The sequence below is a fragment of the Collimonas sp. GW821-FHT07E08 genome, assembly GCF_059418905.1.
This window is the reverse complement of the sequence record NZ_JBWKQR010000001.1, coordinates 160,250-186,821: the sequence shown is the minus strand read 5'-3', so window position 1 is coordinate 186,821 and position 26,572 is coordinate 160,250. Positions and strand designations below refer to the sequence as shown.

Genomic DNA, 26,572 nt, shown 5'->3' with positions numbered 1-26,572 from the left:
TACAGAACAATGGATGACTATCATGCAAGACTTGAACGACCTCTATTTCTTCGCCAATGTAGTGCAGGAAGGCGGTTTCACGGCCGCCGGACGCAGCCTGGGCATTCCCAAGTCGCGCCTGTCCAGGCGCATATCGGAACTGGAAAGCCGGCTGGGAGCACGCTTGCTACAACGCAATACGCGCGGCATCTCCCTCACCGACCTCGGCAATCGCTACTACCAGCACTGCCAGGTAGTGATCGCCGCGGCCGAAGCGGCGGAACTGGCGGTGACCAGTTCGCTGGCGGAACCGAGCGGCACGGTCAGGGTGACTTGCGTGGTGGCGATCGCCCAGTCGGAGGTGGCGACCGCTTTGCCAGCCTTCCTGGAGCGTTATCCGAAGGTGAATATCGACCTGCTGTTTACCAACCGCCGCGTCAACCTGCTGGAAGAAGGCGTGGATGTGGCGGTGCGGGTAAGAACGCCCGAAGACGAAGATCCGAACCTGGCCACCAGGCGCCTGCGCGCCGCGTCCGGCGTGCTGGTGGCGACGCCGGAACTGATATCGCGCTACGCGCCCCTGCGGCATCCGCGCGACCTGGCCAAACTGCCGTTCCTGGGCGCGGTTGAACGCGACCGCCGCGTCCATCTGTTCCTCGACGGGCCGGACAAGGAACGTTTCGAACTGGTGGCGGAGCCGCGCCTGTCGGCCGAAGATTTTTCCTTGCGCAAACGGGCGGCGCTGCGCAGCCTGGGCCTGACCATGCTGCCGACCGAATATTGCATCGAGGAGATGAACCAGGGCAGCCTGGTGCATGTGCTGCCGGACTGGAGCATGCCGGCCGGCCATCTGCAAGTGGTCTATCCGACCCAGAGAGGTTTGCTGCCGGCGGTGCGCGTATTTGTCGACTTCCTGATCGAGCATCTCAGCAAGCTGCAGCTTGCTCCCGGCAATTGCCCGCGCTGATTAAGGGGCGCGCCCGGCGGAGCGCGCCAGGCGGATCCCGCTGAATTGCCAGCGCGCTGTGGCTGGGAAAAAATTGCGGTAGCTCAGGCGTGCGTGGCCATCCGGCGTGGCGCAGGAAGAGCCGCGCAGCACATACTGGTTGACCATGAACTTGCCGTTGTATTCGCCCACCGCGCCCGGCAAGGCGACATAGCCGGGATACGGTGCGTAACTGCTGGTGGTCCATTGCCACGCCACGCCGAAATAATCTGCCGACTGGCTCGCCGCCGCGCATTCCCATTCCGCCTCGGTAGGCAGGCGGGCGCCGGCCCAGCGTGCATAAGCCTCGGCTTCGAAAAAGGAAAGATGGGTGGCTGCCTCATGCAAGGCCAGCGGCTGCAAGCCGTTCAAGGTGAATTCGCGCCAGGCGGAATCGAATTGCGCATGCGCGGTCTGCCAGTACAGCGGCCGCGACAGCTTTTGCTGTTGCACCCATTCCCAGCCGGCGGCCAGCCACAGCAAGGGATTCCGGTAGCCGCCGTCTTCCACGAAAGCCAGGTATTCGCCATTGCTGACCAGCCGCGACGCCATCGAAAACGGTTCGACAAACTGCCGGTGGCGCGGCGTTTCGTTATCGAAGAAAAACCCTTGCCCGGCATGCCCGATCTCGACAATCCCGGCCTCGAACGGCTGCCATGACAAGGCTGCCGCCGGGTTGCCGCCGTTGCCGGCGTCCGCCAACGCATTCGAGGCAAGGTAAGGCGGCAGCAAAGGATTCATGGCCAGCAGATGCTTGATATCGGTCAGCAACAATTCCTGATGCTGCTGCTCGTGCTGCAATCCGAGCTCGACCAGCGCCGACAACTGCTGCGCCTGCTCCGGCGCCAGCGTTTGTCCCAGCAACGCCAGCAGCCGTTGATCGACGTTTTGCCGATAAGCCAGCACTTCGCTCAAGGCGGGCCGAGTCATCAGGCCGCGCTGCGCGCGCGGATGCTGCTCGCCCACCCCTTCGTAATACGAATTGAAGAGCACCCGGAAAGCGGGATGAAACGGCTGGAAACCAGTCTCGAACCGCTCCAGGATAAAGGTTTCAAAAAACCAGGTGGTATGCGCCAGGTGCCATTTCGCAGGGCTGGCGTCGGGCATCGATTGTACGCAGCAATCTTCTGCCGACAACGGCTGCACTAGCCGGCAAGTCTGGTCGCGTACCGTGGAAAAAGCTTTCGCCAGCTTGTGCATCGCGTTCCTGTCTGGAGGTTTTGGTTCAGGCGGCCTGGGCATGGCAGACCATGAACCAGTCGTCGGGATCGGACCAGGTCTGCACGGCGCTGAAACCGGCCAGCTGCAGCATGTCGATAAATCCCTGGCGGGTATATTTATGGCTGCTTTCGGTATGGATGCGCTCGCCGCGCGCAAACCGCCGCTCGCCGCCACCCTGCCAATGGACGGTGAGCTCGCGTTTGGCTTCCAGATGCATTTCTACGCGGTACTGGCCGCTATTGTAGAAAGCGCAGTGGCGCCAGTCTGCCGGCCGGAAATCGGCATCCAGCAAACGATTCAAATGATGCAGCAGATTCAGGTTGAACGCCGCAGTGACGCCCAGCGAATCGTCGTAAGCGGCATCCAGAATCGCTTTGTCCTTGATCAGGTCAACCCCGATCAGCAAACCGCTGTGGCTGCCGGCCATGGCCTTGCGAATCCGTCGCAGGAACATCAATGCCTCCAGCGGCGCAAAATTGCCTATCGACGATCCCGGATAAAAGAACTGGCGATGGTGCATGTCCAGCGTCGCCGGCAGTTCAAGTTCGGCAGAAAAGTCCATGCCCAGGCAAGTCATCCTGATCTGCGGGAACTGCTGCTGCAGCGCATTCACCGCTTCCGCCACGAACTGCACGGAGATATCGACCGCCACATACTGCCGGGGCTGCAAGCTCGGGAACAGCCGGGCCGCCTTGCTGCAATTGCCCGCTCCGAGGTCGATAAAGACCGAACCCGGCCCGACCGCGGCGGCAATCTGCTGCTCATGCTGCGCGAAAATCGCCGCTTCGGTGCGGGTCGGATAATACTCAGGTAGTTCGCAAATCGCGGCGAACAGCCGTGAACCAAGGACATCGTAGAGATATTTGGGAGAGGTGTGCGCGTGCGCCGCCAGCAGGCCGGCCGCCAGCTGCTGTTGGATCTCGTCCGGCGCCACGCTGTTTTGCATCGCTTGCGACAATTGAGCCAAAGGATTCTCCTGAGATGGCAATCATTGGAAAACTACGCATTCCACTACCGGGATTCAAGCCCGCTCCATTGCATCGAGATCCTGCGCTATCGCGCAACATCCACTACACTAGCAAACTGCTCTTCTAAGCTAAGCATGCTGTACAAAGTATATCGATATTCGATTGACGGTTGAAGTTCCCGTTCAAGAGAATGCATATTGCAGGCAAGCTGCGGCCAGTCTCTTAACTGATTGCAAGACAAATGCAGAAAATATTGGCACAAACACATTTTTCCGCCCTATCCGCTGCACCGTGCTTCAACGTTGCCAGGCCAAGCTCGCAGCCGATTGCGCTGCCCCCACCGAAACAGACATGACAACCATAAACTCCAAAGAACCTCAAAAAAGCAGTCTGGGCACGCTCGTCGGGCTGGTTCCTTTCCTGGCCCCGTATAAACGGCAATTCGTCATGGCCAGCCTGGCCTTGCTGGTGGCGGCCGGCGCCACGCTGGCGATTCCCTATGCATTCCGGCAGATGATCGATCTGGGCTTCAGCACCGGCGGCATACAGGGGGCCAATCATATCGACCTGTATTTCCTGGCGCTGTTCGGCGTCGCCTGTGTGCTGGGCGTGGCTACCGCGGCGCGCTTCTACATGGTGTCGTGGCTGGGCGAGCGGGTTACCGCCGACCTGCGCAGCGCGGTCTATTCGCATGTCGTCACGCAGAGCCCGCAATTTTTTGAAACCACCAAGACCGGCGAAGTGCTGTCGCGCATCACCACCGACACCACCCTGATCCAGGCGCTGGTTGGCACCAGCATTTCGATGGCCTTGCGCAACGCCCTGCTGTTCGCCGGCGGCATGGTCATGCTGTTCATCACCAGCGCCAAGCTGAGCGCAATCATCCTGGTGATGCTGGCGCTGGTGGTGCTGCCGATAGTCTGGTACGGACGCCGCGTGCGCAAGCTGTCGCGGGCGTCGCAGGACCGGGTTGCCGACGCCTCGGCGATGGCTGGCGAAATCCTCAATGCGATGCCGACCGTGCAAGCGTTCACCCACGAAAATATCGAAGCGCAGCGTTTCGACGTCTCTATCGAAAACGCTTTCGGCACCGCGATGGAGCGCATACGCGCCCGCTCGGTGCTGACCATGATGGCGATCCTGCTGGTGTTCGGCGCCATCGTGTTTGTGCTGTGGCTGGGCGCGCACGCCGTGGTCCAGGGCCGCATGAGCGGCGGCGAACTCGGCCAGTTCATCTTGTATGCGGCCTTGCTGGCCGGCTCCATCGGCGCCCTGGCAGAAGTGCTGGGCGACGCCCAGCGCGCCGCCGGCGCCACCGAACGGCTGCTGGAATTGCTGGCGGCGCAGTCGCCGGTGCAATCCGTGCTGTTGCCCGAAACGCTGCCGCCGCGCACCGCGCAAGGCGCCGCGCTGGCCCTGGAAAACATCGGTTTCCGTTATCCGTCGCGCCCTGAAAGCGCGGCCTTGTCCGGCCTGTCGCTAGACATCAGGCCGGGCGAAACCGTCGCCGTGGTCGGCCCTTCGGGCGCCGGCAAAACCACGCTGTTCCAGCTGCTGCTGCGTTTCTACGATCCGCAGCAAGGCAGCATCAAGCTCGATGGCGTCGACATCAAATATCTCGACCTGCACACTTTGCGCAACGCCATCGGCATCGTGCCGCAAGATACCGTCATCTTCTCTGCCAATGCAATGGAAAACATCCGTTACGGCCGGGTCGGCGCCAGCGACGCTGAAGTCATCGCAGCCGCGAAAATGGCCGCGGCGCACGAATTCATCGAACGCCTGCCGGAAGGTTACCAAGCCTTCCTCGGCGAGCGCGGGGTGCGCCTTTCGGGCGGCCAGCGGCAGCGTATTGCGATCGCCCGCGCGCTGTTGAAAAATCCGCCCCTGCTGCTGCTGGACGAAGCCACCAGCGCGCTCGATGCGGAATCCGAACGTGCGGTGCAAGGCGCGCTGGAAGCGGCGATGGTGGGACGCACTACCGTGGTCATCGCCCATCGCCTGGCCACCGTGCAGCGCGCCGACCGCATCATCGTGCTGGAACACGGGCACATAGTGGAAACCGGCAGCCATGCCGAACTGGTGGCGCAAAACGGCTTGTACGCAAGCCTCGCGGCGTTGCAGTTCAACGGCCTGGTGGATGCATAAACCAACTTACAGGAAAAGAACATGACCTTCTTATTTTCCCCGCTCACATTGCGCAGCGTGACCCTGGCGAACCGGATTGCCGTTGCCCCCATGTGCCAGTATTCCGCGGAAGACGGCTTCGCCAACGATTGGCACCTGGTGCACCTCGGCAGCCGCGCGGTCGGCGGCGCCGGCCTGATCATTTTCGAAGCCAGCGCGGTGCTGCCGCAAGGCCGTATCTCGCCGCAGGACCTGGGCATCTGGAAAGACGAGCACATCGCGCCGCTAAGCCGCATCACCCGCTTTATCGAGCAGCAAGGCACGGTAGCCGGCATCCAGCTGGCGCATGCCGGCCGCAAGGCCAGCGTCTGGCGGCCATGGGAAGAACAGCAAGGACGGGTCGATCCCGACCAGGGCGGCTGGCGCACAGACGGCCCGTCGGCGATTCCGTTCGATGCCAGCTACACCACGCCCAGCGCGCTTACCGCCGACGGCATCAAGGATGTCGTCCAGGCGTTTGCCGACGCCGCGCGGCGCGCCGAGCAAGCCGGCTTCAAGGTCGTCGAAATCCATGCGGCGCATGGTTACCTGCTGCATCAGTTCCTGTCGCCGATCAGCAACCACCGGACCGACCAGTACGGCGGCGCGTTTGAAAACCGCGCACGCCTGGTGCTGGAAGTAGTGGCAGCCGTGCGCCAGGTCTGGCCGGAACAGCTGCCGCTGCTGGTGCGCCTGTCGGCCACGGACTGGATCGACGGCGGCTGGAATGTGGATGAAACCGTGGCCCTGAGCCGCTTGTTGCGCGAAGCGGGGGTTGACCTGATCGACGTCTCCAGCGGCGGCAATATCGCAGCCGCCGCGATTCCGGTAGGGCCGGGTTACCAGACCCAGTTCGCCGCCAGGGTCAGGAATGAAGCCGGCATCCCCAGCGGCACGGTCGGCATGATTACCGATCCCGGCCAAGCCGAACACATATTGCGCACCGAACAAGCCGACCTGGTGCTGATGGCGCGCGAACTGCTGCGCGATCCATACTGGCCCCTGCACGCCGCCGACGCGCTGCACGACATCACGTCATGGGCGCCGCAATACATGCGCGCGACTTCACGCAAATCGCCGCAGCGGCCGAACGTCGACTACAGCGGCAAGTGAGCCAGGCCCGGCCCGGCTCTGCCGGCGTGGCTGGCGCTACAGGGCCGGCGGCTTGCCGCTGGACTTGCCGAGGTCGGCCGACACTTCGGCAATCAGGCGCCGCAGCCACACCACATCCGGCGCCACATGCGAACGCGCGTGCCACAGCATGTAGAAGCGCATCTTCGGCATGTCGAACGGCAGCGTGAACATGCCGATCGGCCAGTCCTCGATGATATGTTCGGCAAACTGCCGGCCGGTGGTGAAAATCAGGTCCGATTTCGCCAGCACGTGCGGCACCAGCGCGAAATACGGGATCGTCACCTGCACGTTACGCTTCAAGCCCTGCTCGGCCAGGGCGGCGTCGATGCCGCTGCGATGCCCTTCGATATAGGGCGTCGGCGCCAGGTGCGGCATTTCCAGGTAGTACTTGAGGGTCAGGCCCTTCTTCGCCACCGGATGGTCGCGATGCATCATGCACACCACGTCGTCATCGAACAGTTGCGCCAGGTGCAGGTGCTCGGGAGGATCGGGCCAGTTGCCGATCACCAGGTCGAAGCGGCCGTTTTCCAGCGCGTTGGCGTAGTCCAGGTTGGCGTCCAGCGCGTGCACCATCAGGCTGGCGCCGGGCGCGCGCCGCCGCAGCTGTTCGATGATGGAAGGGATCAACAGCATGTTCAGGTAATCCGGCGTGGCGATATGGAATACCCGCGCCGTGCTGTCGGCTTCAAACGCCGCTACCGGCGCCGCGATTTTTTCGATGACTTCCAGGCCCTGCTTCGCCAGCGCCAGCAATTCCTGGCCGCGCTCGGTGGCCACCATGCCGGTCTTGCCGCGCACCAGGATGGCGTCGCCGGTCAGTTCGCGCAGGCGTTTTAGCGTATTGCTGATGGTAGGCTGCGACTGTCCCAGCTTGATGGCGGTGCGCGATACGCTTTTTTCCACCAGCAAGGTGTGCAAGACACGCAGCAGGTAGGTATCGAGATGGTGGTTGGTACGCGATGTCATGGGCGGCGCTCGTGTAGTATTTCGCACATAATGGCGCTTAAGAAATGGTGGATTTTCGTGCCAGGCTAGGCGCAAACCGGAGCGATAGCGAGCTATCGCGAGGATTTGCAACGACGTATGGCACGGAAAGACGCCGTTTATTAAGTGTCATTATGTGCGAAACACTACACTAAAATTAGTATAGGAATGCGAACGTTCAGACAAGAAAATTGCACAATAAACCCCACTAGCATAACGGATATGCATAGGCATGGGTAGCCATCGCCAAAGCATGACTGGCGTGACTTCAGGTATCGAATCGGACGCGCTTTTCCATTGAGCAACAACCTCAAAATCACCTGCAATTAGACGACCGGTCTAATTTAGGTTTAGAATAGCCGCACCATGAGAGCAAAATACGACACCACCAAGCGCCACATCCTGGACGCCGGACAAAAGATCATTGCCGTCAAAGGCTTTTCCGGCGTCGGCCTCAGCGAAATCCTGAGCGCGGCAGCGATACCCAAGGGCTCGTTCTACCACTACTTCGGATCGAAGGAACAGTATGGCCGGGCGCTGATGGAACAGTATGTCGACAACTACCTGCAAGCGATGGATGAAGTCTTGCAGATTGGCGTGCAGCCGGCGCAAGAACCCGCCCGCGAACGGCTGCTGCGCTACTGGGGCCACTGGCTCGACACCCAGTCCGGCGCGGAAGCCATGGACAAATGCCTGGTGGTGAAACTCAGCGCTGAAGTCGCCGACCTGTCGGAGGACATGCGCCTGGCCCTGTGCGAAGGCACACGCCTGGTAATGGCGCGCCTGGCAGGCTGCATCGCCGAAGGCATAGCGGATGGCTCCTTGCGGACCGCGCTGGAACCGCAGAAAACTGCACAGATGCTGTACCAGCTTTGGCTGGGAGCCAGCCTGCTGGCCAAGCTCCAGCGCGACCGCAGCGCGCTGGAAAACGCCATGGACGTTACCCTCAACATCCTGGCGCCGCCGCCCCCACACTGAAGCACGACACCAGTTCGTGCATTTTTTTACCACTCCGCCGATGAGCGGATCACTTCCCAAGGAAACCCCATGCTGAATTTTGAATTCTACAATCCCACCAAGATCGTCTTCGGCCGCGACACCATCGCCAAACTGGCCGGCCTGGTTCCCCGCGACGCCCGCGTAATGATCCTGTACGGCGGCGCCAGTGCCCGGAAAACCGGCACCCTGGACGAAGTCAAGGCAGCGCTCGGCAAACGCGAAATCCACGAGTTCGCCGGCATCGAACCCAATCCAAGCTACGAAACGCTGATGCAGGCGGTTGAACAAGTGCGAGCGCAAAAGATCGATTTCCTGCTGGCGGTAGGCGGCGGTTCGGTCATCGACGGCACCAAGTTCGTCGCCGCGGCGGCCAATTTTGAAGGCGATGCTTGGGATATCGCGGTCAAGCGCGGCGCCAACATCCGCAGCGCCCTGCCCTTCGGCAGCGTGCTGACCTTGCCGGCCACCGGTTCGGAAATGAACAACGGCGGCGTCGTCACCCGCAAATCGATACAGGCCAAGCTGGCCTTCCACAGCCCGCTGGTGTTCCCGCAATTCTCCATCCTCGATCCGACCAAGACCTTCACCTTGCCGCCGCGGCAGATCGCGAACGGCGTGGTCGACGCTTTCGTGCACACCGTCGAGCAGTACCTGACGTATCCGGTGCAAGGCCAGGTGCAAGACCGTTTCGCCGAAGGCCTGCTGCTGAGCCTGATCGAAACCGGACCGAAAGTGCTGGCCGAACCCAACGACTACGACGCCCGCGCCAACCTGATGTGGGTTGCCACGCTCGCGCTCAACGGCCTGATCGGCGCCGGCGTGCCGCAAGACTGGGCCACGCACATGCTGGGCCATGAACTCACCGCGCAATACGATATCGACCATGCGCGCACGCTGGCGATCGTGCTGCCTTCGCTGCTGTCGGTGCGGCGCAACAGCAAGCGCGCCAAGCTGCTGCAATACGCCGAACGCGTCTGGCAAATCACCGAAGGCAGCGAAGATGCACGCATCGACCTGGCCATCCAGCGCACCCGCGACTTCTTTGAAAGCCTGGGCATCAAGACTCGCCTGGCGGACTATGAACTGGGCCAGGATGCGGTCGAGACCGTGCTCGGGCAGCTGGACAAGCATGGCATGACAGCGCTGGGCGAACACCAGGACCATACCCTGGCCGTCAGCCGCACCATCCTCGAAGCCGCCTTGTGAAATTGACGTTTAGCTGATTTCGACCATGCCGGCAGGCCATCGCCGGCATTCATTCCACTGAAGGAGTAGCCAACATGTCACAAAGCAAAACCATCAATCGCCGATTCCTGCTGGCCTCGCGCCCGCATGGCGCGCCGGCGCCGGACAATTTCAAGCTGGAGCAGAGCCCGGTGCCGGCGCCCGCCGCCGGCCAGGTGCTGCTGCGCACGGTTTACCTGTCGCTCGATCCTTATATGCGCGGGCGCATGAGCGACGCACCTTCCTATGCGGCGCATGTCGAAATCGGCGAAGTGATGGTCGGCGGCACCGTTTCGCGGGTAGAAGCTTCCGAGCACGCCGACTACAAACCCGGCGACCTGGTCCTCAGCTACAGCGGCTGGCAGGATTACGCGCTATCGGACGGCAAGGGCTTGACCAAACTTGACGCCAAACTCGGCAAACCGTCCTACGCCTTAGGCGTGCTTGGCATGCCAGGCTTCACGGCCTATATGGGCTTGCTCGACATCGGCCAGCCGCAAGCCGGCGAAACCGTGGTGGTGGCAGCGGCCACCGGCGCGGTCGGTTCGGTGGTCGGACAGATTGCCAAGTTCAAAGGCTGCCGCGTAGTCGGCATCGCCGGCGGCGCCGACAAATGCAAATACGCAGTGGAAGAATTGGGTTTCGACGCCTGCATAGACCATCGCGCCGCCGACTTCCCGCAACAGCTCGCGGCCGCCTGCGACAAAGGTATCGACGTGTATTTTGAAAACGTCGGCGGCGCCGTCTTCAGCGCCGTCCTGCCGCTGCTGAACCTGCACGCCCGGGTCCCGGTATGCGGCCTGATCGCCAACTATAACGCCGCCGGCAAGCCGGAAGGACCGGATCATCTGCCCGGACTGATGGGCAAGTTGCTGGTACGCCGCATCAAGATGCAGGGATTCATCATCTTCGACTACTACCATCGCTACCAGGAATTCTTCAAGGACATGAGCGGCTGGCTCGCCGCCGGCAAAATCAAATTCCGGGAAGACGTCGTCGATGGCCTGGAGAATGCGCCGCAAGCCTTTATCGGCCTGCTGGAAGGCAAGAATTTCGGCAAGCTGGTAATACGGGCCGGCGACGAATGAAGCTCCACGCAGCACACACTCAAAAGGAATTCAAATGAAAATATTAATGGTGCTTACCTCCCACGACCAGTTGGGCGACACCGGCAAGAAAACCGGTTTCTGGCTGGAGGAATTTGCAGCGCCCTACTACGCTTTCCTGGATGCCGGCGCCACACTCACCCTGGCTTCGCCGAAAGGCGGCCAGCCGCCCCTGGATCCGAAAAGCGACGAACCGGACGCGCAGACCGAAGCCACCGAACGCTTCAGGAAAGACACCGCTGCGCAGGCAGCGCTAGCCTCCACCATCAAGTTATCTGCGGCGCAGGCCAGCGATTATGACGCAGTGTTCTATCCGGGCGGCCATGGCCCCCTGTGGGACCTGGCGGAAGACAAGGATTCGATCGCGCTGATCGAAACCATGCATGCGGCAGGCAAGCCAGTGTCTGCGGTTTGCCATGCACCCGGCGTATTACGCCATGCGCGTGGTGCAGATGGTGCGCCACTGGTAAAGGGCAAGAAGGTAACCGGTTTTTCAGACAGCGAAGAAGCGGCGGTGCAGTTGACCGATATCGTGCCGTTCCTGGTCGAAGCAGAATTGAAGCGCCTGGGCGGGAACTACAGCAAGCTGGCCGATTGGCAGAGCTATGCCGTTGCCGATGGCAACCTGGTGACCGGACAAAATCCAGCCTCTTCGGTTGCCGTAGCACAGCAAGTGTTGAAATTGCTGGGCTAACGCAATACGGAAGGATATCGGCCACGGGATGCGATAACCCCCACTCCGCCGCCCATTAAATAGGGTCAGAGTCGAATTGTTGAGCGGTCAACAATTCGACTCTGACCCTATTTAACTGTTGCGGTAGATTATTTTGTGCCGAAGATGCGGTCGCCGGCGTCGCCTAGTCCGGGCACGATGTAGGCATGCGCGTCGAGATGCGAATCGAGGCTGGCAACGTACAGCTTGACTCCGGGATGCGCGTCCTGGAATACCTGCACGCCTTCAGGCGCGGCCACCAGCGCCAGGAAAATGATCTGGTCGTCGCCGACCCCGCGTTTTTTCAGGACATCGACCGCGTGCACTGCCGAGTTACCGGTCGCGACCATGGGATCGCACACGATAAAGATCCGCTCCGCCAGGTCCGGCAAACGCACCAGGTATTCAACCGGCTGATGCGTATCGGGATCGCGATACACGCCGATATGGCCGACCCGCGCCGACGGCACCAGGTCCAGCAAGCCGTCGCTCATGCCGATCCCGGCCCGCAGCACCGGCACCACCGCCAGCTTGCGGCCGGCAATCACCGGCGCTTCCATGCTTTGCATCGGCGTTTCGATCTGCTGCGTGGTCAGCGGCAAGTCGCGCGTGATTTCATAACCCATCAGCAGCGTGATTTCGCGCAGCAGCTGGCGGAACGTGCGGGTTGATGTTTCCTTGCTCCGCATATGCGTCAGCTTGTGCTGGATCAGCGGATGGTTGAGGATGAAGAGATTGGGAAAACGCGGATCGCTGAGCATAAGTGTAATTATTCCAAATACAAAAAAGGGAGATTGCTCTCCCTCGTTGATTCAATATTTACTGAGCGGCTTGCTCTACCTTGGGTATCAGCAAATCGAGTATCTGTTCCAGTTCCTGCCGCACTTCTGTCAGGTTGACTTCGTTTTGCCTGGCCTCGGCAAGCTCGGCTTCGGCGGCGCCGCCCAGGCGGCCGTCAAGCTTGTTGCGGGCGCCGCTGATGGTAAAGCCGTGTTCATACAATAATTCGCGGATGCGGCGGATCAGCAGCACTTCGTGGTGCTGGTAATAACGGCGGTTGCCGCGGCGCTTGACCGGTTTGAGCTGGGTGAATTCCTGTTCCCAGTAGCGCAGCACGTGCGGCTTGACGCCGCACAGGTCGCTGACTTCGCCTATGGTGAAATAACGCTTGGCCGGAATCGGCGGCAATACGACAAGCTCGGACTTACCAATGCGATCGTTCATGAATTAGCTGGGAGAGCGGCGGCAAACTGTTGGATAGGCTGGATCGGTTGCAGGCTTGCGGCTTCAACCATGCCCTTGAGTTTCTGGCTGGCGTGGAATGTGACCACGCGGCGCGCAGTGATGGGAATCTCTTCCCCGGTCTTCGGATTGCGGCCCGGACGCTGCGGCTTGTCGCGCAACTGGAAATTACCGAAACCCGACAATTTCACAGACTCGCCGCGCTCCAGCGCGTCCCGGATTTCATCGAAAAACGTTTCAACCATGTCCTTGGCTTCGCGCTTGTTGAGGCCTACCTGTTCAAACAAAAGTTCAGCCAGTTCCGCCTTGGTCAATGTCGGCAAATTCTTTTCTGCCTGCGAACGGGCTTGCGCTTCGCGCATCGCCCGGTTCAGATCGGCGTCCAGAACGGATTCAAATTCTACTGTCTGCATATTGTTCATTCTGTTGTTACGCCCCCGTCTTTTTGGGATTGCTGCAGCCGGCGCCGCTGTGTGTCGAGCGCACCGGTATTTGCTGCAGGTTTAGATATCATTAAAGCCATTCAATTACAGATCAGGCGCGCAATCTTGCTGTTGGCACCTTGCTGACAGCAGCGATCAAAGCCGACATGGCGGCTTCTACAGTGTCATCTTGAAGGGTGTTTTCAGTATCTTGCAAGGTAAAACGGAAAGCAAGACTTTTTTCGTCATTTTCCAGTCCTTTGCCGTGATATTCATCAAATAAAACAATGGCTTGCAGAATCCGGCAGGCTGGATTTCCTTGCTGCTCAGCAGCAAAAACATCCAGTAAATCCTGTGCATAAACGGCTTGTTTAACCACCACCGCAAGATCGCGCACCACGGCCGGGAATTTCGAAATCTCGGCATACGCTGGCACTTGCCGTTGCTGCAACGCCAAGGCGTCGACTTCGAACAGAACCGGGGCCAGCGGCAACTCGTGCTTCTGCTGCAGGCGCGGATGCAGCTCGCCGATAAAGCCTACCGCGACGTCGCCCAGCAGCACCTGCGCCGAACGGCCCGGATGCAAAGCGGGATGCGCCAGTTTGGCGAAGCGCAAAGTTGCGGGCGCAAACAAGGCTTCCAGGTCCGCCTTGACGTCGAAGAAATCGACGGTGCGGCTGGCTTGCCCCCACTGCTCATCTGCTTGCGGGCCATAGGCCAGGCCGGCGACCCGCTTCGGCTGTTCAAAACCGGCAACTGCCAGCGGCCCGTTCTGGACTTCCTGGTTACGCGTATATACAGCGCCCGTTTCAAAAATCCGGACTCGGTTCAACTTGCGGTTCAGGTTGTATTTGACGTTGGCCACCAGGCTGGCGATCAGCGACGAACGCATCACGCTCATCTGGCTGGCGATCGGATTGAGCAGCTTGATCGGCTCCAGGTTGCCGGCAAAGTCGGCTTCCCAGGCTTCTTCGACAAAACTGAAATTGATCACTTCCTGGTAATCCAGGTCAGCCAGCTGGCGCCGGATCGTAAACAGCGAGCGCTGGTTCTCCGGCGCGATGTACATCGCGTTCGGCGCCACCGGCGGCAAGGCCGGGATATTTTCAAAGCCGTAGACGCGGGCGATTTCTTCGATCAGGTCTTCCTCGATCTCGATATCGAAACGGTACGACGGCGGCGTCACCGAAAACACGCCGTTCTCTTGCGTGAACGCCAGGCCCAGGCGGGTGAAGATGTCGGCGATCTGGCTATCCGACAAAGGCACGCCGATGACCTTGATGGCGCGCGCCGTGCGCACCTTGACCGGATCGCGTTTCGGCAGGTTGACGCTTTGATCGTCGATCGGGCCGACCTGGGTCTGAGGCGTGCCGCAAATGTCGATCAGCAAGGCAGTGATGCGTTCGATGTGTTCAACCGTGGTCGCAAAATCGACGCCGCGCTCGAAGCGATGGCCGGCATCGGTCGAGAAATTGAAACGGCGGGCGCGGCCCTGTATCGCCTGCGGCCACCAGAATGCAGCTTCCAGGTAGATGTTTTGCGTTTCCAGCGACACCGCGGTGGCGTCGCCGCCCATGATGCCGGCCAGCGATTCGATCTGCCGGTCGTCGGCGATCACGCCGATCCAGTCGTCGACGCTGACCGTATTGCCGTTCAACAGCTTGAGCGATTCGCCAGCCTTGCCCCAGCGGACATCGAGGCCGCCGTGGATCTTGTCCAGGTCGAAGACGTGGGTAGGACGTCCCAGCTCCAGCATGACATAGTTGGAGATGTCGACCAAAGCAGAAATCGGACGCTGGCCGCTGCGCTCCAGGCGCTGCTTCATCCAGCGCGGCGTCGCCGCCTTGGCGTTCAGGCCGCGGATCACGCGGCCTGAAAAACGGCCGCACAGGTCCGGCGCCGAAATCCTGACCGGCAGCGTTTCAGCGATGTTGGCGCTGACAGCCTTGAATACCGGCTGCTTCAGCGGCGTACCGGTGAGCGCCGACACTTCGCGCGCCACACCCAGCACCGACAGGCAATCGGCCTTGTTCGGCGTCAGCTTGATGGTGAACTTCAGGTCGTTCAGCTCGAAATAGTCGCGGAAATTCTTGCCGACCGGCGCATCTTCCGGCAATTCCAGCAAGCCGCCATGGTCTTCCGACAGTTTCAGTTCGCGCGCCGAGCACAACATGCCCTGCGATTCGACGCCGCGCAGCTGCCCGAGCTTGATCTCGAACGGCTTGCCATCCGCGCCCGGCGGCAAGATTGCGCCGACCATCGCGCAAGGCACCTTGAGGCCAGGGCGCACATTCGGCGCACCGCATACGATATTGAGCATGGCGCCGGTGCCGACATCGACCTGGCAGACATTGAGGCGATCGGCGTTCGGATGCTTGGCGGTCTCGACCACCAGGCCGACCACGATATTGGTAAAGGGCGGCGCAACCGGCTCGACCTCTTCCACTTCGAGACCGGACATGGTCAGCAGATGGGACAATTCGTCCGAAGTCATCTTCGGATCGACCATGGAACGCAGCCAGCTTTCAGAGAATTGCATAGGTAAAACCTTCAAAAACCTTTAGTCACAGAAGCAAGGAACGCTGGGGCATCGGAGCACGATGGCTAGACAACCCGGGCGTCTTCGGCGATGGGCTCGTTTCAGAAGCCAGTTTAATTAAATTGTTTCAGGAAACGCAGGTCGCCTTCGTAAAACAGGCGCAGATCGTTGATGCCATAACGCAGCATGGTCAGGCGCTCGATGCCGGAGCCGAACGCAAAACCGATGAACTGCTCAGGATCCAGCCCCATGTTGCGCACCACGTTCGGGTGTACCTGGCCGGCGCCGGACACTTCCAGCCAGCGTCCTTTCAGCGGACCGCTGCCGAAGGCAATGTCGATCTCGGCCGATGGTTCGGTGAACGGGAAGTACGACGGGCGGAAACGCACCTGCAGGTCGTCGGTTTCAAAGAAGGCCTTGACGAAATTCAGGTACACGCCCTTGAGGTCGGCGAAGCTGATGTCCTCGGCGATCCAGAGGCCTTCGACCTGGTGGAACATCGGCGAATGGGTAGCGTCGCTGTCGACCCGGTAAGTACGGCCCGGCGCAATCACCTTGATCGGCGGCTTGTTCATGCGCGCATAACGCACCTGCATCGGGCTGGTATGGGTGCGCAGCAGCAGCTGCTTGCCTTCGCTGTCCTTGCCGTCGATGTAGAAGGTGTCCTGCATCGAACGCGCCGGGTGGTTTTCCGGGCTGTTCAACGCGGTAAAGTTGGTCCAGTCGGTTTCGATCTCGGGGCCGTCGGCCACGTCGAAACCGATAGAACGGAAAATTTCTTCGATACGCTGCCACGAGCGCATCACAGGATGGATGCCGCCGACGCCGCGGCCGCGGCCCGGCAAGGTGACATCGATCGCTTCCGCATTCAGGCGCTCTTGCATCTGCGCGTTGGCCAGTGCATCACGGCGCGCATTCAGCGCGGCTTCGATCTGCTCCTTGGCGTTGTTGATGACTGCGCCCTGGACCTTGCGCTCATCCGGCGCCAGCTTGCCCAGCCCCTTCATCTGCTCGGTGATCTGGCCGGTCTTGCCAAGATACTTGGCCTTGGCGTTTTCCAGCGCGGCGGCATCGGCGGCGGCGGTGAAATCAGCTTGGGCTTGCGTTACTAATTGTTCTAGGGAATTCATGCAGTTTTCCTGCTCCAATGAAACCGAAATACGCTGATAAATTAAAAAACAGAGTAAAAAACAGCGTCAAAAAACCAGCGGTTAAAAACACAAACGGGGCACAAGGTGTTGACCTCTGCCCCGCTCGGGATTGCCTAGCCGCTGAACTACGCGGCAGTGGCAAAACTACGCAATACGTTACGCAAATAAGTTACGCAGCGATGTTGGCCTTGACTTGATTGACAATCGCAGCAAACGCTGGCTTGTCCATCACTGCCATATCAGCCAGAACCTTACGGTCCAGTTCGATCGAAGCACGCTTCAGACCGTTCATGAATACGCTGTAGGTAACGCCATGCTCACGCGAAGCGGCGTTGATACGGGCGATCCACAATGCACGGAATACGCGCTTCTTGTTGCGGCGGTCACGGTATGCGTATTGACCAGCGCGCATAACCGCTTGCTTGGCTACGCGATAGACTTTACTGCGGCGACCGCGGTAACCCTTGGCTTGCACCAAGATTTTTTTATGACGGGCACGAGCTGTAACCCCACGTTTTACTCTAGGCATAATAACTCCTTAGTATGAGGTTAAGCGTTCGGCAACATGCGCGAAACGGATACCATGTTGTGGTCATTGACCCCAACGGAACCGCGCAATTGACGTTTGTTTTTGGTGGTTTTCTTGGTCAGGATGTGGCGCTTGAACGCTTGACCGCGTTTAACGGTTCCACCCGGACGCACACGAAAGCGCTTTTTGGCGCTGCTTTTCGTCTTCATTTTTGGCATGACACTATCTGTCCTCTAGGGACAGCTCCTTTTTTAACATGATTGCAGGTGGCAACATAACGTTACGCTTGGATGCCTGCTCTCACTTGTTTAAACCCAGCTGCACCAATGACCGCAACTGGATTTCGCAGCAGAATCTGGCCTGCTGCTTTTGGGCGACCCGGATGACTGCTCATCCAAGTCGCCTAAAATGGAATTACTTTTTCTTCTTGGGGCCAATGATCATGATCATCTGGCGCCCTTCCATCTTCGGCCACTGCTCGACCTGTCCGTACGGCTCCAGGTCTTGCTTCAGACGTTCCAGCATGCGTACGCCGATGTCCTGGTGAGCCATTTCACGGCCGCGGAAACGCAGCGTGATCTTGACCTTGTCGCCGTCTTCATCCAGGAAGCGGGTCAAATTGCGCAGCTTGATGTTGTAATCCCCATCATCGGTGCCTGGGCGGAACTTGACTTCCTTGACCAGGATCACCTTCTGCTTCAACTTGGCTTCGTGCGCCTTCTTCTGCTCCTGGTACTTGAACTTGCCGTAGTCCATCAAACGGGCTACTGGCGGCTGCGCGGTCGGTGCGATTTCCACCAGATCAACGTTCGCCTCTTCCGCCAGGCGGAAGGCCTCAGCCAGACTGACGATACCGAGTGCTTCGTTCTCGACACCGGATAAGCGCAATTCTGGCGCAGTAATTTCGCCGTTGATGCGATGTGACTTGTCCGTAGCTATTGCAGTTTCCTTTAAAAATCAAATAATTAAGCCGTGCTCTTGCGCTTCGGGTTGCCCCGTTCAGGCTTTGGTTTCAACCTCGTTCTTGAGGCGCTCCACCAGTACGTCGATAGGCATCACACCCAGATCGACATTGCCCCGCGCTCGCACGGCCACTGTGTTTGCATCCCGCTCTTTATCACCGACAACCAGTATATAAGGCGGCTTCTGCAAAGAATGCTGCCGTATTTTATAGGTAATCTTCTCATTACGCAAATCGGTCTCTACTCTAAACCCTTGTTTTTTCAGCGTTTGTGCAACATTTTTAACATATTCCGACTGTGCATCCGAGATATTCAAAACAACAACTTGCACAGGAGCAAGCCACAAGGGCATCGCACCGGCGTGATTTTCGATCAGTATCCCGATAAAACGCTCGAGCGAACCTACAATCGCCCTATGCAGCATGACGGGCACCTTGCGGCCGTTGTCTTCCGTGACATATTCCGAACCGAGCCGGCCCGGCATCGAAAAGTCGACCTGCATGGTGCCGCACTGCCAGGAGCGGCCGATCGAGTCTTTCAGGTGGTATTCGATTTTCGGGCCGTAGAACGCGCCTTCGCCCGGCAATTCCTCCCATTCCGTGCCGGAAGCCCGGATCGCTTCGCGCAAGGCGCTTTCCGCCTTGTCCCAGACCACATCTTCGCCGACCCGTTTTTCAGGGCGCAAAGCCAGCTTCACCGCTACTTCGGTAAAACCGAAATCGGTGTACACCTGGCGCACCACCTTGTCGAAGGCCGCCACCTCTTCCTGTACCTGCTCTTCGGTACAGAAAATATGGCCGTCATCCTGGGTAAAGCCGCGCACCCGCATCATGCCGTGCAAGGCGCCGGACGGCTCGTTGCGGTGGCACTGGCCGAATTCGCCGTAGCGCAGCGGCAGGTCGCGGTAGCTATGCAGGCCGGAATTGAAAATCTGGATATGGCCGGGGCAGTTCATCGGCTTCAGCGCATAACTGCGGCTTTCCGACTCGGTAGTGAACATGTTGTCGCGGTAATTATCCCAGTGGCCGGTCTTTTCCCACAAAGTGCGGTCCAGGATTTGCGGCGCCTTGACTTCCTGGTAGCCGTTATCCTGGTAAACACGGCGCATGAACTGCTCAACCTGCTGCCAGATAGTCCAGCCCTTCGGATGCCAGAAAATCAGGCCCGGCGCTTCATCCTGGAAATGGAACAGGTCGAGCGCGCGCCCCAGCTTGCGGTGGTCGCGCTTTTCGGCCTCTTCCAGCATGTGCAGGTAGGCTTCCTGCTCATCCTTCTTGGCCCAGGCGGTGCCGTACACACGCTGCAACATTTCATTTTTCGCATCGCCGCGCCAGTACGCGCCGGCCAGCTTCATCAGCTTGAACACCTTCAATTTGCCGGTCGACGGCACGTGCGGGCCACGGCACAAGTCGGTGAACTTGCCTTCTGTATACAGGGAGACTTCCTGGTCCTGGGGAATTGAACCGATCAACTCGGCCTTGTAAGCCTCGCCTATCGATTCGAAATAGGCAATGGCTTCGTCGCGCGCCACTACATTGCGTGTCACCGGCTCGTCCTTCTTGGCCAGCTCCGCCATCTTCTTTTCAATCTCCTGCAAGTCTTCTGGAGTGAACGGACGCTTGTAGGCAAAATCGTAGTAGAAGCCGTTTTCGATCACCGGGCCGATAGTCACCTGCGCGTCGGGAAACAGTTCCTTTACCGCGTATGCCAGCAAGTGGGCGGTCGAATGGCGGATCACTTCCAGTCCGTCGGCATCCTTGTCGGTGACGATGGCCAGCTCGACATCGCGCTCTATCAGGAACGAGGTATCCACCAGCTTGCCGTCGACCTTGCCGGCCAGCGCCGCCTTGGCCAGGCCGGCGCCGATGCTGGCGGCGACCTGCGCCACAGTCAGCGGCGCATCGAATTGACGCTGTGAACCATCGGGAAGTTTGACTGCTATCATTTTGAGCCCCATATCGGCGGTCACTCGGGACGACGCCGGATTGAATGAAATTAACGTGTGCTTTACAAAAACGCGGACGAAAAAAAACGCGGACCAGCCGCGCTTTTTTCATCATGCAGGTAGAAAAAGGCCTCGACTAGCGTCGCTCACAGATTGTGGTGGTAGTTCGCGGTGTCATAACCGGGATGCCTTTCTCGCTCTTACAGATGTGGAATTCGTTTCAGCCTGCCTGCCGCAAAACGGCAATAACAACAGCAGCAACTGGATGTCGCCGATCATACCAGAAAATGGCTGCGGCATGGCAAGTGCACAAGCTGCCGTGTTGCTAAACTGCCTAAATATGCGCCCGGAGGTTTACTTGGCAGGATTGTTGAGCGCAAGCTCGCCGCGATTCCACCAGCCGCCGCCCAAGGCCTGGAACAAGGCCGCCGTATCGGCGAAGCGCGCTGCCTGTGCCTGCGCCAGGTTGATCACCGCTTGCTGGTAGGCCTGTTGCGCGGCCAATAAAGTCTGCGGGCTGGCCGCCCCAAGCTGCACCGACCTGCGCGAAATTTCCAGGCTGTGCGCCGCTGCACGTTCGGCGACGTCTTGCGCCTGCAAGGCGTCAGCATCGTATTGCAAGGCACGCAAACTGTCCGCCACATCCTGGAAAGCCAGGATCACCGTACTCTTGTACTGCGCTGCTGCCTGCTCCAGCAACGCTTCGGAGGCGCGCTTCCGGTGCAGCAGCGCGCCGCCGGCGAACAAAGGTTGCGTCAAGCCGCCCACCAGTCCCCACAAACCGGTGCCAGAGGTAAACAGGTTCCCCATTTCCGCCGCGGCGCTGCCGATATTCGCGCTCAAGGTGATCTGCGGCAGCATGTTCGCAGCAGCGACGCCGACCGCGGCGCCGGCCGCATGCAGCTGCGCTTCCGCCGACCGCACATCCGGCCGCTGCCGCACCAGGCTGGACGGCAGGCTGAGCGGCAGCTTCTGCGGCAAGCTGAGGCTGGCCAGGTCGAATTTCTGCTCCAGTTCCTGGCTCGGGAAGCGCCCTGCCAACGCGGTCAGGCGATCGCGCTGTTGCGCCAGCGATTTCTGCAGGGGCGGCAAGCTGGCCTGGGTCTGCGCCAGCGCCGCCTGCTGCGTCAGGACGTCGGCCTGGGCCACATCGCCCAGTGCGTACTGGCGCTGCAACAGCGCCAGCAATTGCTCCTGCACTTTGAGCACTTCCTGAGCCGCTGCAATTTGCGCCCGCAATCCGGCCTCCTGCACCGCTGCTTCCACCACATTTGAAGTCAGCGTCAGGTACGCTGCCTCCAGCAGGAATTTCTGCTGTTCCGCCTGCGCCTGCAAACCCTCGACCTGGCGCCGGTTGCCGCCGAAAGCATCAAGCGTGTAAGAGACGCTGACCTGCGCCGTGTGCAGGTTGAACGGCGAGGCGCCCTGGCCGGCCGATATCGGCTGCTTCTGCCGGGTCGGCGCCAGGCTGGCGCTGACGCTCGGCAGGAACGCGCCCTGCTGCGCCGACACCTGCTCCTGCGCCGCACACAATGCGGCTTGCGCCGATTGCAGGTCGGGGCTGGCTTTCAGCGCTTCCTCGATTACCGCATTCAAGGACGGCGAATTGAACAGCGTCCACCATTGGGCCGGAATGTCCATGCCTTCGACAAATTGCTGCGCATCGCCTCCCAGCGTAGCCGCGGAAGAGGTTTTTTGCTGCAATGGCTCCTTGGTATATCCCTGCACTTGCGGTGCATCCGGCTGCTTGAAATCCGGTCCGGCCGCGCAGCCGGACAGGAACACCGCCAGCGCCGACATCTGTAGTTTCAATTTGATTGCATTCATTTTTCACCTGCTCAAGATGTGGTCGGTTGCGCGCTAGCGGCCGTCATTTTCCTTGCTGATCCCGCGCCGTTTTTCAATCCAGCTCTCCAGCGAATAATAGAAGGCCGGCAGGATGAACAGCGTCAGCATGGTGGCGACAACCAGGCCGCCCACCACCACGGTCGCCAGGCCACGCTGGACGTCGGTGCCGACGCCGGTAGCCAGGGCTGCCGGCAACATGCCCACCGACGCTACGGCGGCCGTCATCAGCACCGGCCGGAAACGTTCGTAGGCGCCGGCCAGGACCGCGTCCAGCAAGGCCATGCCCTGGCGCCTGACGCGGTTGATATTGGAAACCATGATGATGCCGTTCTGCACCGCCACCCCGAACAAGGCGATGAAACCGACGCCGGTTGCGACGTTGATGGTGCCGTTGGTGACGCGCAGCGCAATCAGGCCGCCCAGCGCCGCCAGCGGCACCACGCCCAGGACCAGCAGCGCCTGGCGCAACTTGCCGAACCCTGCATATAGGATGACCGCCATCAATCCCAGCACCAGGCCGAACACCAGTATCAGGCGCGACTGCGCGCGTTCCTGGTTCTCGAACTGGCCGGCCCATTCGAGGCGGTATCTGGTTTTGTCGAAATGGACTTTCTGCGCTACCTGCGCCTGCGCATCCTTGTAGTACGACAGCAGGTCGCGGTCCGCATAGTCGAGCCGCACGGTCAGCTGGCGATGCGTATTTTCATGGGCGATGGTGCTCTCGCCGGTGGTGGTGCGGATATGCGCCACCTGCGACAAGGGAATGCGCGCGCCGCCGGCCGCAGTCAGCAGCAATTCGCCTAGCGCCTCCGGGTTGTTGCGGCTGCTCACGGGGAAACGCACCGTGACGTTATGCACCTTGTCACCCAGGTACAGCTGGGTCACCGGCGCGCCGCCGATGCCTGTCTGGATAAGGCTGGCGACATCGGCGACGTTGATGCCGAGGCGAGCGGCGGCGGCACGGTCGATATCGATCGCCACCTGCGGCACCGGCGGCTCCTGGAAGATCGCCACATCAGCCGATCCCGGCACGCCGTTCAACACTTCAACGATCTGGCTGCCGATGCGCCGCAGCTCCTTGAAATCGTCGCCGTACACGCGAATCACCAGAGGGCTGTGGGCGCCGCCCACCGCATCGTTGACGCCATCGCTGATCGGCTGGCTGATGCCGATCGAAAAGCCGGGCAGCTGCGACAGCCGGGCGTTGAGCCGGCGCACGAACTGTTCCTTGGTTTCGCCGCTGGCCCAGGTGCCGTAGGGCTTCAGGCCCACCGGCACTTCCATGTGCGACGGCGTCCAGGGATCGGTGCCGTCGTCGCTGCGGCCCAGTTGGGTAACCGCATAAGACACTTCAGGAAACTCCAGCAGCGTACGCCGCAATTCGCTGGCCATTTCGCTGCCTTTTTCCAGCGACAGGCCGGACGGCATCTGCACCTGCAGCCATAGCGTCCCCTCATCCAGGTTCGGCATGAATTCGCGGCCGGTAGCCGCGCCCAGCACGATGACGCCGGCCAGCGCTGCCGCCCCGACACCATAGGAAACCGCAGGATTGTTCAGCAGGCGGCCCAGGGTTTTGCGGTAAGCGGCGCCCAGCCATTCCAGCGGCTTGTTATGGAAAATCCGGCGCGGCTTGCGCAAAGCCATGTAGGCCAGTCCCGGCACCAGCACGATGCTGCACAATAAAGCCCCGATCAAGGCATAGGCTACGGTGAAAGCCATGGGCGAGAGCAGCTTGCCTTCGGCGCGCTCGAAAGCGAACAGCGGCAGATAGGCGACGATGATGATCAGGGTGGCAAAGAAAATCGGCCGGATCACCTCGGTAGTGGCGTCGCGCACGTCGGTCTCGGTCAGTTCCGCTTCAGGCCGCGCTTCGCGCCGCCGCAAGATCGCTTCGGTGACCACGATCGCGCCGTCGACAATGATGCCGAAATCGATCGCTCCCAGCGAAAACAGGTTGGCCGGCATCTTGGTCAGGTACATCATGATGAAGACCGTCACCAGCGCCAGCGGAATGGTCACGGCGGCGACCAGCGCGCTGCGCGGGCTGCCGAGAAACAGGATCAGCACGATGCAGACCAGGCCGATGCCTTCCATGACGGTATGGCCGACCTTGTGTATGGTGAGCTGGATCAGGTCGTCGCGATCGATGTACGGCACGATCTTGACATCCATGGCCGCCAGCTGCGTTTGCAGCTGGTCCACCTTGGCGTGCACGCCCTTGATGACTTCCGAGGCGTTCTGGTATTTCAGCAGCTTGACCACGCCCTGGATGGTGTCGGGATTATTGTCCTTGCCAAGGATGCCCTGCCTTTCCTGGTGGCTGTATTGCAGCTTGCCCAGGTCGCGCACCAGCACCGGCACGCCGTTGGTCTGCTTGACCACCACGTTGCCGAGATCGGTCAGGCTGCGCATCAAGCCGATGCCGCGCACCACATAGCCCTGCTCGCCGCGCGTGATGCGGCTGCCGCCGGCGTTGGCGTTGTTGTTGCTGATGGCGGTAGTCACGTCGGACAGGGAAACGTCGAAACGTTCCAGCTGCTTCTGGTCGACTTCCAGCTGGTACTCCATGGTCAGGCCGCCGAAATTGCCGACTTCGGCGATGCCAGGCACCTGCTGCAGTTCAGGAATCACGATCCAGCGCTGGATCTCCGACAGCTCCATCAGGTTCTTGCTGTCGGACTCCAGCGTGTAGCGGTAGATTTCACCGGCAGGACTGGTCACCGAATCCAGGCTGGGCGTTATGCCGGCCGGCAGCGCCGCTTGCGTCATGCGTTCGGTGACGCGCTGGCGCTGCCAGTAATCTTCGGCGCCGTCCTTGAATGTCAGCGTGATCAGCGACAAGCCGAAAGTACTTGACGAACGCATATGCACCAGGCCAGGCGTACCGCTCAGCTGGCGCTCCAGCGGGATGGTGATCTGCTGCTCGATTTCCTCAGCGGCCAAGCCCGGCGCCTGGGTCGTCACCTGGGCAGTGACATCGGACAGCTCGGGATACGCCTCGACCGCCATCCGGGTCCAGGAATAATAGCCGAACAGCGTCACCATCAATGTCACCAGGATGACGGCATAGCGCTTCTGCAGGCAGTAACGGACGACGTTGTTAATCATTGAGCAGCACTCCGCCCTTGGTCACCACGCGCTCGCCGGCCTGCAGTCCGCTCTGGATGCGCACGCTGCCGTCCTCCTGGCTGCCGGTTTCTATGGCGCGGCGGACAAACGTCCAGGGCGCCACTTCGACGAATACCGTGGTGTTTTCGTTATTCATCAGCAGCGCCGACGGCGGCACCGCCGGCGCCGTAGCCTGGGCCACGGCAAAAGACACATTGGCAAACATGTTCGGCTTGAACCTGCCGTCCGCATTAGGCACGCTGATACGCACCAGCGCCCGGCGCGTATCGGCCTGCAGCACGTCGCTGACGAACGACACCTTGCCTTGGAACCGTTCACCGGGATAAGCCGGCAAACTGATGCTGGCCGCCTGCCCTTTCTTGATCGACGACAGCATGTTTTCCGGCACGTTGGCGGTGATCCAGACATTCTCCAGGTTGGCGATCGTCATCAGGACGGCGTTCGTATCGTTGGCCGACTGTCCTGCGCTGACAGCCAATTCAGTGATGCTGCCAGCGTTCGGCGCAACCAGGTTGAGGCGCTGGCCGCTGCGGTCGGCGGCACTTGCGCCGCCGGCGCTCAGCGATTTGAGCCGGGTATCGGCGCTGGCGAATTCAGCCTGGGCCTGGACATAAGCGCTTTCTGCCTGCTCCAGATCTTTGGCCGCTCCGGCGCCAGCCTGCTGCACGCCGCGCTGCCGCTCCAGCGCGCGCTTGGCCAGCTGCAGCGCATCGCGGGTCTTTTGCAGCTCGGCGCTAGCCTGGGCAAAATCGCCGGAAGTCATCACCAGCAGCAGCTGCCCCTTGCGCACGCGGTCGCCAAGGCCGACCTTCAGCTCCAGCACCTTGCCGGCCACCGGCGGCACGATATTGACGGTGCGGGCAGGATCCGCCTCCACCTGCGCCGGCAGTTCCAGCGCATGCGCCGCATCCAGCGCCGCCACCGTTTGCACGGCAAGGCGCTGCCGCAACGGCGAATGTTCCGGGACCGTGATGCGTTCGCCTTGCCTGGTGAAAGCAGGAGCCGGTTCCGCGCCGGCAGCGCCGGCGGACGCCTTGCTGTCGAATACGACGAAGGCCAGCCGGCCGGCAATCAGGATGACGATGGCGAGAGTCATCAGGGGTTTTCGCCGGAAAATATTCTTGTTCATGATCGTGCTCGTGTTAAGAGATTGTGGTTCACGTCAGCCCCTGGCTAGATCGCCACGCAGAAGGCGGAATGTTTTTTTTCAACCGGGATAGTTGCCGGACACTGCCGGCGGCACCGGTTTGGGTCAGCGCGGCCGAAGAGCGGCGCAGGGAGCTTGCGTGGGGGGGGACGCCCAGGACGCCGCCGCCCCAAATCCGCA

The 26,572-nt window shown here is 60.6% G+C and carries 22 protein-coding genes; 7 read left to right on the top strand and 15 right to left on the bottom strand.

Going from position 1 to position 26,572, the window contains the following annotated elements; all coding sequences use genetic code 11:
* Window positions 1-13 precede the first annotated feature (13 nt).
* Window positions 14-946: a LysR substrate-binding domain-containing protein gene (locus AC07RZ_RS00850; protein WP_494666543.1), complete on the top strand. Its 933-nt coding sequence runs from the start codon at window positions 14-16 to the stop codon at window positions 944-946.
* Here AC07RZ_RS00850 and egtB read toward each other — a convergent pair whose 3' ends face one another.
* Both egtB and egtD read right to left on the bottom strand, forming a co-directional pair.
* Window positions 947-2,164 (bottom strand): ergothioneine biosynthesis protein EgtB, encoded by a 1,218-nt coding sequence (gene egtB / locus AC07RZ_RS00845; protein ID WP_144735965.1) that lies wholly within the window; start codon window positions 2,162-2,164, stop codon window positions 947-949. It lies immediately after the preceding gene.
* A 25-nt stretch (window positions 2,165-2,189) separates the two neighbouring features.
* The gene (gene egtD, locus AC07RZ_RS00840; protein ID WP_494666542.1) at window positions 2,190-3,152 is read right to left on the bottom strand and encodes an L-histidine N(alpha)-methyltransferase; all 963 of its coding nucleotides are present in this window, start codon (window positions 3,150-3,152) and stop codon (window positions 2,190-2,192) included.
* Window positions 3,153-3,504: 352 nt separating this feature from the next.
* Between egtD and AC07RZ_RS00835 the strand changes: the two genes are divergently transcribed.
* Window positions 3,505-5,301 (top strand): ABC transporter transmembrane domain-containing protein, encoded by a 1,797-nt coding sequence (locus AC07RZ_RS00835; protein ID WP_494666541.1) that lies wholly within the window; start codon window positions 3,505-3,507, stop codon window positions 5,299-5,301.
* Between the two features lie 21 nt (window positions 5,302-5,322).
* Entirely contained in the window at window positions 5,323-6,432 is a 1,110-nt protein-coding gene (locus AC07RZ_RS00830) for an NADH:flavin oxidoreductase/NADH oxidase (RefSeq protein WP_494666540.1), read from the top strand.
* A gap of 36 nt (window positions 6,433-6,468) precedes the next feature.
* On the opposite strand, the gene AC07RZ_RS00825 is transcribed toward AC07RZ_RS00830, so the two are convergent.
* Window positions 6,469-7,419, bottom strand: coding sequence for a LysR family transcriptional regulator (locus AC07RZ_RS00825; RefSeq protein ID WP_494666539.1), 951 nt, complete (start codon window positions 7,417-7,419; stop codon window positions 6,469-6,471).
* Between the two features lie 384 nt (window positions 7,420-7,803).
* Between AC07RZ_RS00825 and AC07RZ_RS00820 the strand changes: the two genes are divergently transcribed.
* The 4 genes from AC07RZ_RS00820 to AC07RZ_RS00805 all read left to right on the top strand — a co-directional run bounded on the left by AC07RZ_RS00820 (window position 7,804) and on the right by AC07RZ_RS00805 (window position 11,460).
* Entirely contained in the window at window positions 7,804-8,415 is a 612-nt protein-coding gene (locus AC07RZ_RS00820; RefSeq protein ID WP_494666538.1) for a TetR/AcrR family transcriptional regulator, read from the top strand.
* Window positions 8,416-8,484: 69 nt separating this feature from the next.
* Window positions 8,485-9,642: an iron-containing alcohol dehydrogenase gene (locus AC07RZ_RS00815; protein WP_494666537.1), complete on the top strand. Its 1,158-nt coding sequence runs from the start codon at window positions 8,485-8,487 to the stop codon at window positions 9,640-9,642.
* 74 nt (window positions 9,643-9,716) lie between these two features.
* Complete coding sequence (curA, locus tag AC07RZ_RS00810; protein ID WP_494666536.1) at window positions 9,717-10,748, top strand: NADPH-dependent curcumin/dihydrocurcumin reductase; 1,032 nt, start codon at window positions 9,717-9,719, stop codon at window positions 10,746-10,748.
* A gap of 34 nt (window positions 10,749-10,782) precedes the next feature.
* Complete coding sequence (locus tag AC07RZ_RS00805) at window positions 10,783-11,460, top strand: type 1 glutamine amidotransferase domain-containing protein (RefSeq protein ID WP_494666535.1); 678 nt, start codon at window positions 10,783-10,785, stop codon at window positions 11,458-11,460.
* Window positions 11,461-11,588: 128 nt separating this feature from the next.
* Here AC07RZ_RS00805 and upp read toward each other — a convergent pair whose 3' ends face one another.
* From upp to AC07RZ_RS00745, 12 genes are all read right to left on the bottom strand, one after another.
* The gene (gene upp, locus AC07RZ_RS00800) at window positions 11,589-12,239 is read right to left on the bottom strand and encodes a uracil phosphoribosyltransferase (protein WP_092399032.1); all 651 of its coding nucleotides are present in this window, start codon (window positions 12,237-12,239) and stop codon (window positions 11,589-11,591) included.
* Window positions 12,240-12,297: 58 nt separating this feature from the next.
* A complete protein-coding gene (locus AC07RZ_RS00795; RefSeq protein ID WP_494666534.1) occupies window positions 12,298-12,702 on the bottom strand; it encodes a MerR family transcriptional regulator in 405 nt (134 codons plus the stop codon).
* The gene (locus tag AC07RZ_RS00790) at window positions 12,699-13,142 is read right to left on the bottom strand and encodes an integration host factor subunit alpha (protein WP_014005494.1); all 444 of its coding nucleotides are present in this window, start codon (window positions 13,140-13,142) and stop codon (window positions 12,699-12,701) included. The genes AC07RZ_RS00795 and AC07RZ_RS00790 overlap by 4 nt, the downstream gene beginning before the upstream one ends.
* Window positions 13,143-13,254: 112 nt before the next feature.
* Complete coding sequence (gene pheT, locus AC07RZ_RS00785) at window positions 13,255-15,681, bottom strand: phenylalanine--tRNA ligase subunit beta (protein ID WP_494666533.1); 2,427 nt, start codon at window positions 15,679-15,681, stop codon at window positions 13,255-13,257.
* Window positions 15,682-15,794: 113 nt separating this feature from the next.
* Entirely contained in the window at window positions 15,795-16,811 is a 1,017-nt protein-coding gene (gene pheS, locus AC07RZ_RS00780) for a phenylalanine--tRNA ligase subunit alpha (protein WP_092399038.1), read from the bottom strand.
* A gap of 190 nt (window positions 16,812-17,001) precedes the next feature.
* Window positions 17,002-17,361 (bottom strand): 50S ribosomal protein L20, encoded by a 360-nt coding sequence (rplT, locus tag AC07RZ_RS00775; protein ID WP_014005489.1) that lies wholly within the window; start codon window positions 17,359-17,361, stop codon window positions 17,002-17,004.
* A 20-nt stretch (window positions 17,362-17,381) separates the two neighbouring features.
* The gene (gene rpmI, locus AC07RZ_RS00770; protein WP_061539612.1) at window positions 17,382-17,579 is read right to left on the bottom strand and encodes a 50S ribosomal protein L35; all 198 of its coding nucleotides are present in this window, start codon (window positions 17,577-17,579) and stop codon (window positions 17,382-17,384) included.
* Between the two features lie 196 nt (window positions 17,580-17,775).
* Window positions 17,776-18,300 carry a translation initiation factor IF-3 gene (infC, locus tag AC07RZ_RS00765; RefSeq protein ID WP_082814671.1) on the bottom strand — a complete coding sequence of 175 codons (525 nt, stop codon included), beginning with the start codon at window positions 18,298-18,300 and terminating at the stop codon, window positions 17,776-17,778.
* 60 nt (window positions 18,301-18,360) lie between these two features.
* Window positions 18,361-20,268 carry a threonine--tRNA ligase gene (gene thrS, locus AC07RZ_RS00760; RefSeq protein WP_494666532.1) on the bottom strand — a complete coding sequence of 636 codons (1,908 nt, stop codon included), beginning with the start codon at window positions 20,266-20,268 and terminating at the stop codon, window positions 18,361-18,363.
* Window positions 20,269-20,622: 354 nt separating this feature from the next.
* Window positions 20,623-22,095: an efflux transporter outer membrane subunit gene (locus AC07RZ_RS00755; protein WP_494666531.1), complete on the bottom strand. Its 1,473-nt coding sequence runs from the start codon at window positions 22,093-22,095 to the stop codon at window positions 20,623-20,625.
* A gap of 33 nt (window positions 22,096-22,128) precedes the next feature.
* The gene (locus AC07RZ_RS00750; RefSeq protein WP_494666530.1) at window positions 22,129-25,224 is read right to left on the bottom strand and encodes an efflux RND transporter permease subunit; all 3,096 of its coding nucleotides are present in this window, start codon (window positions 25,222-25,224) and stop codon (window positions 22,129-22,131) included.
* A complete protein-coding gene (locus AC07RZ_RS00745) occupies window positions 25,217-26,374 on the bottom strand; it encodes an efflux RND transporter periplasmic adaptor subunit (protein WP_494666529.1) in 1,158 nt (385 codons plus the stop codon). The genes AC07RZ_RS00750 and AC07RZ_RS00745 overlap by 8 nt, the downstream gene beginning before the upstream one ends.
* Between the last annotated feature and the right edge of the window lie 198 nt (window positions 26,375-26,572).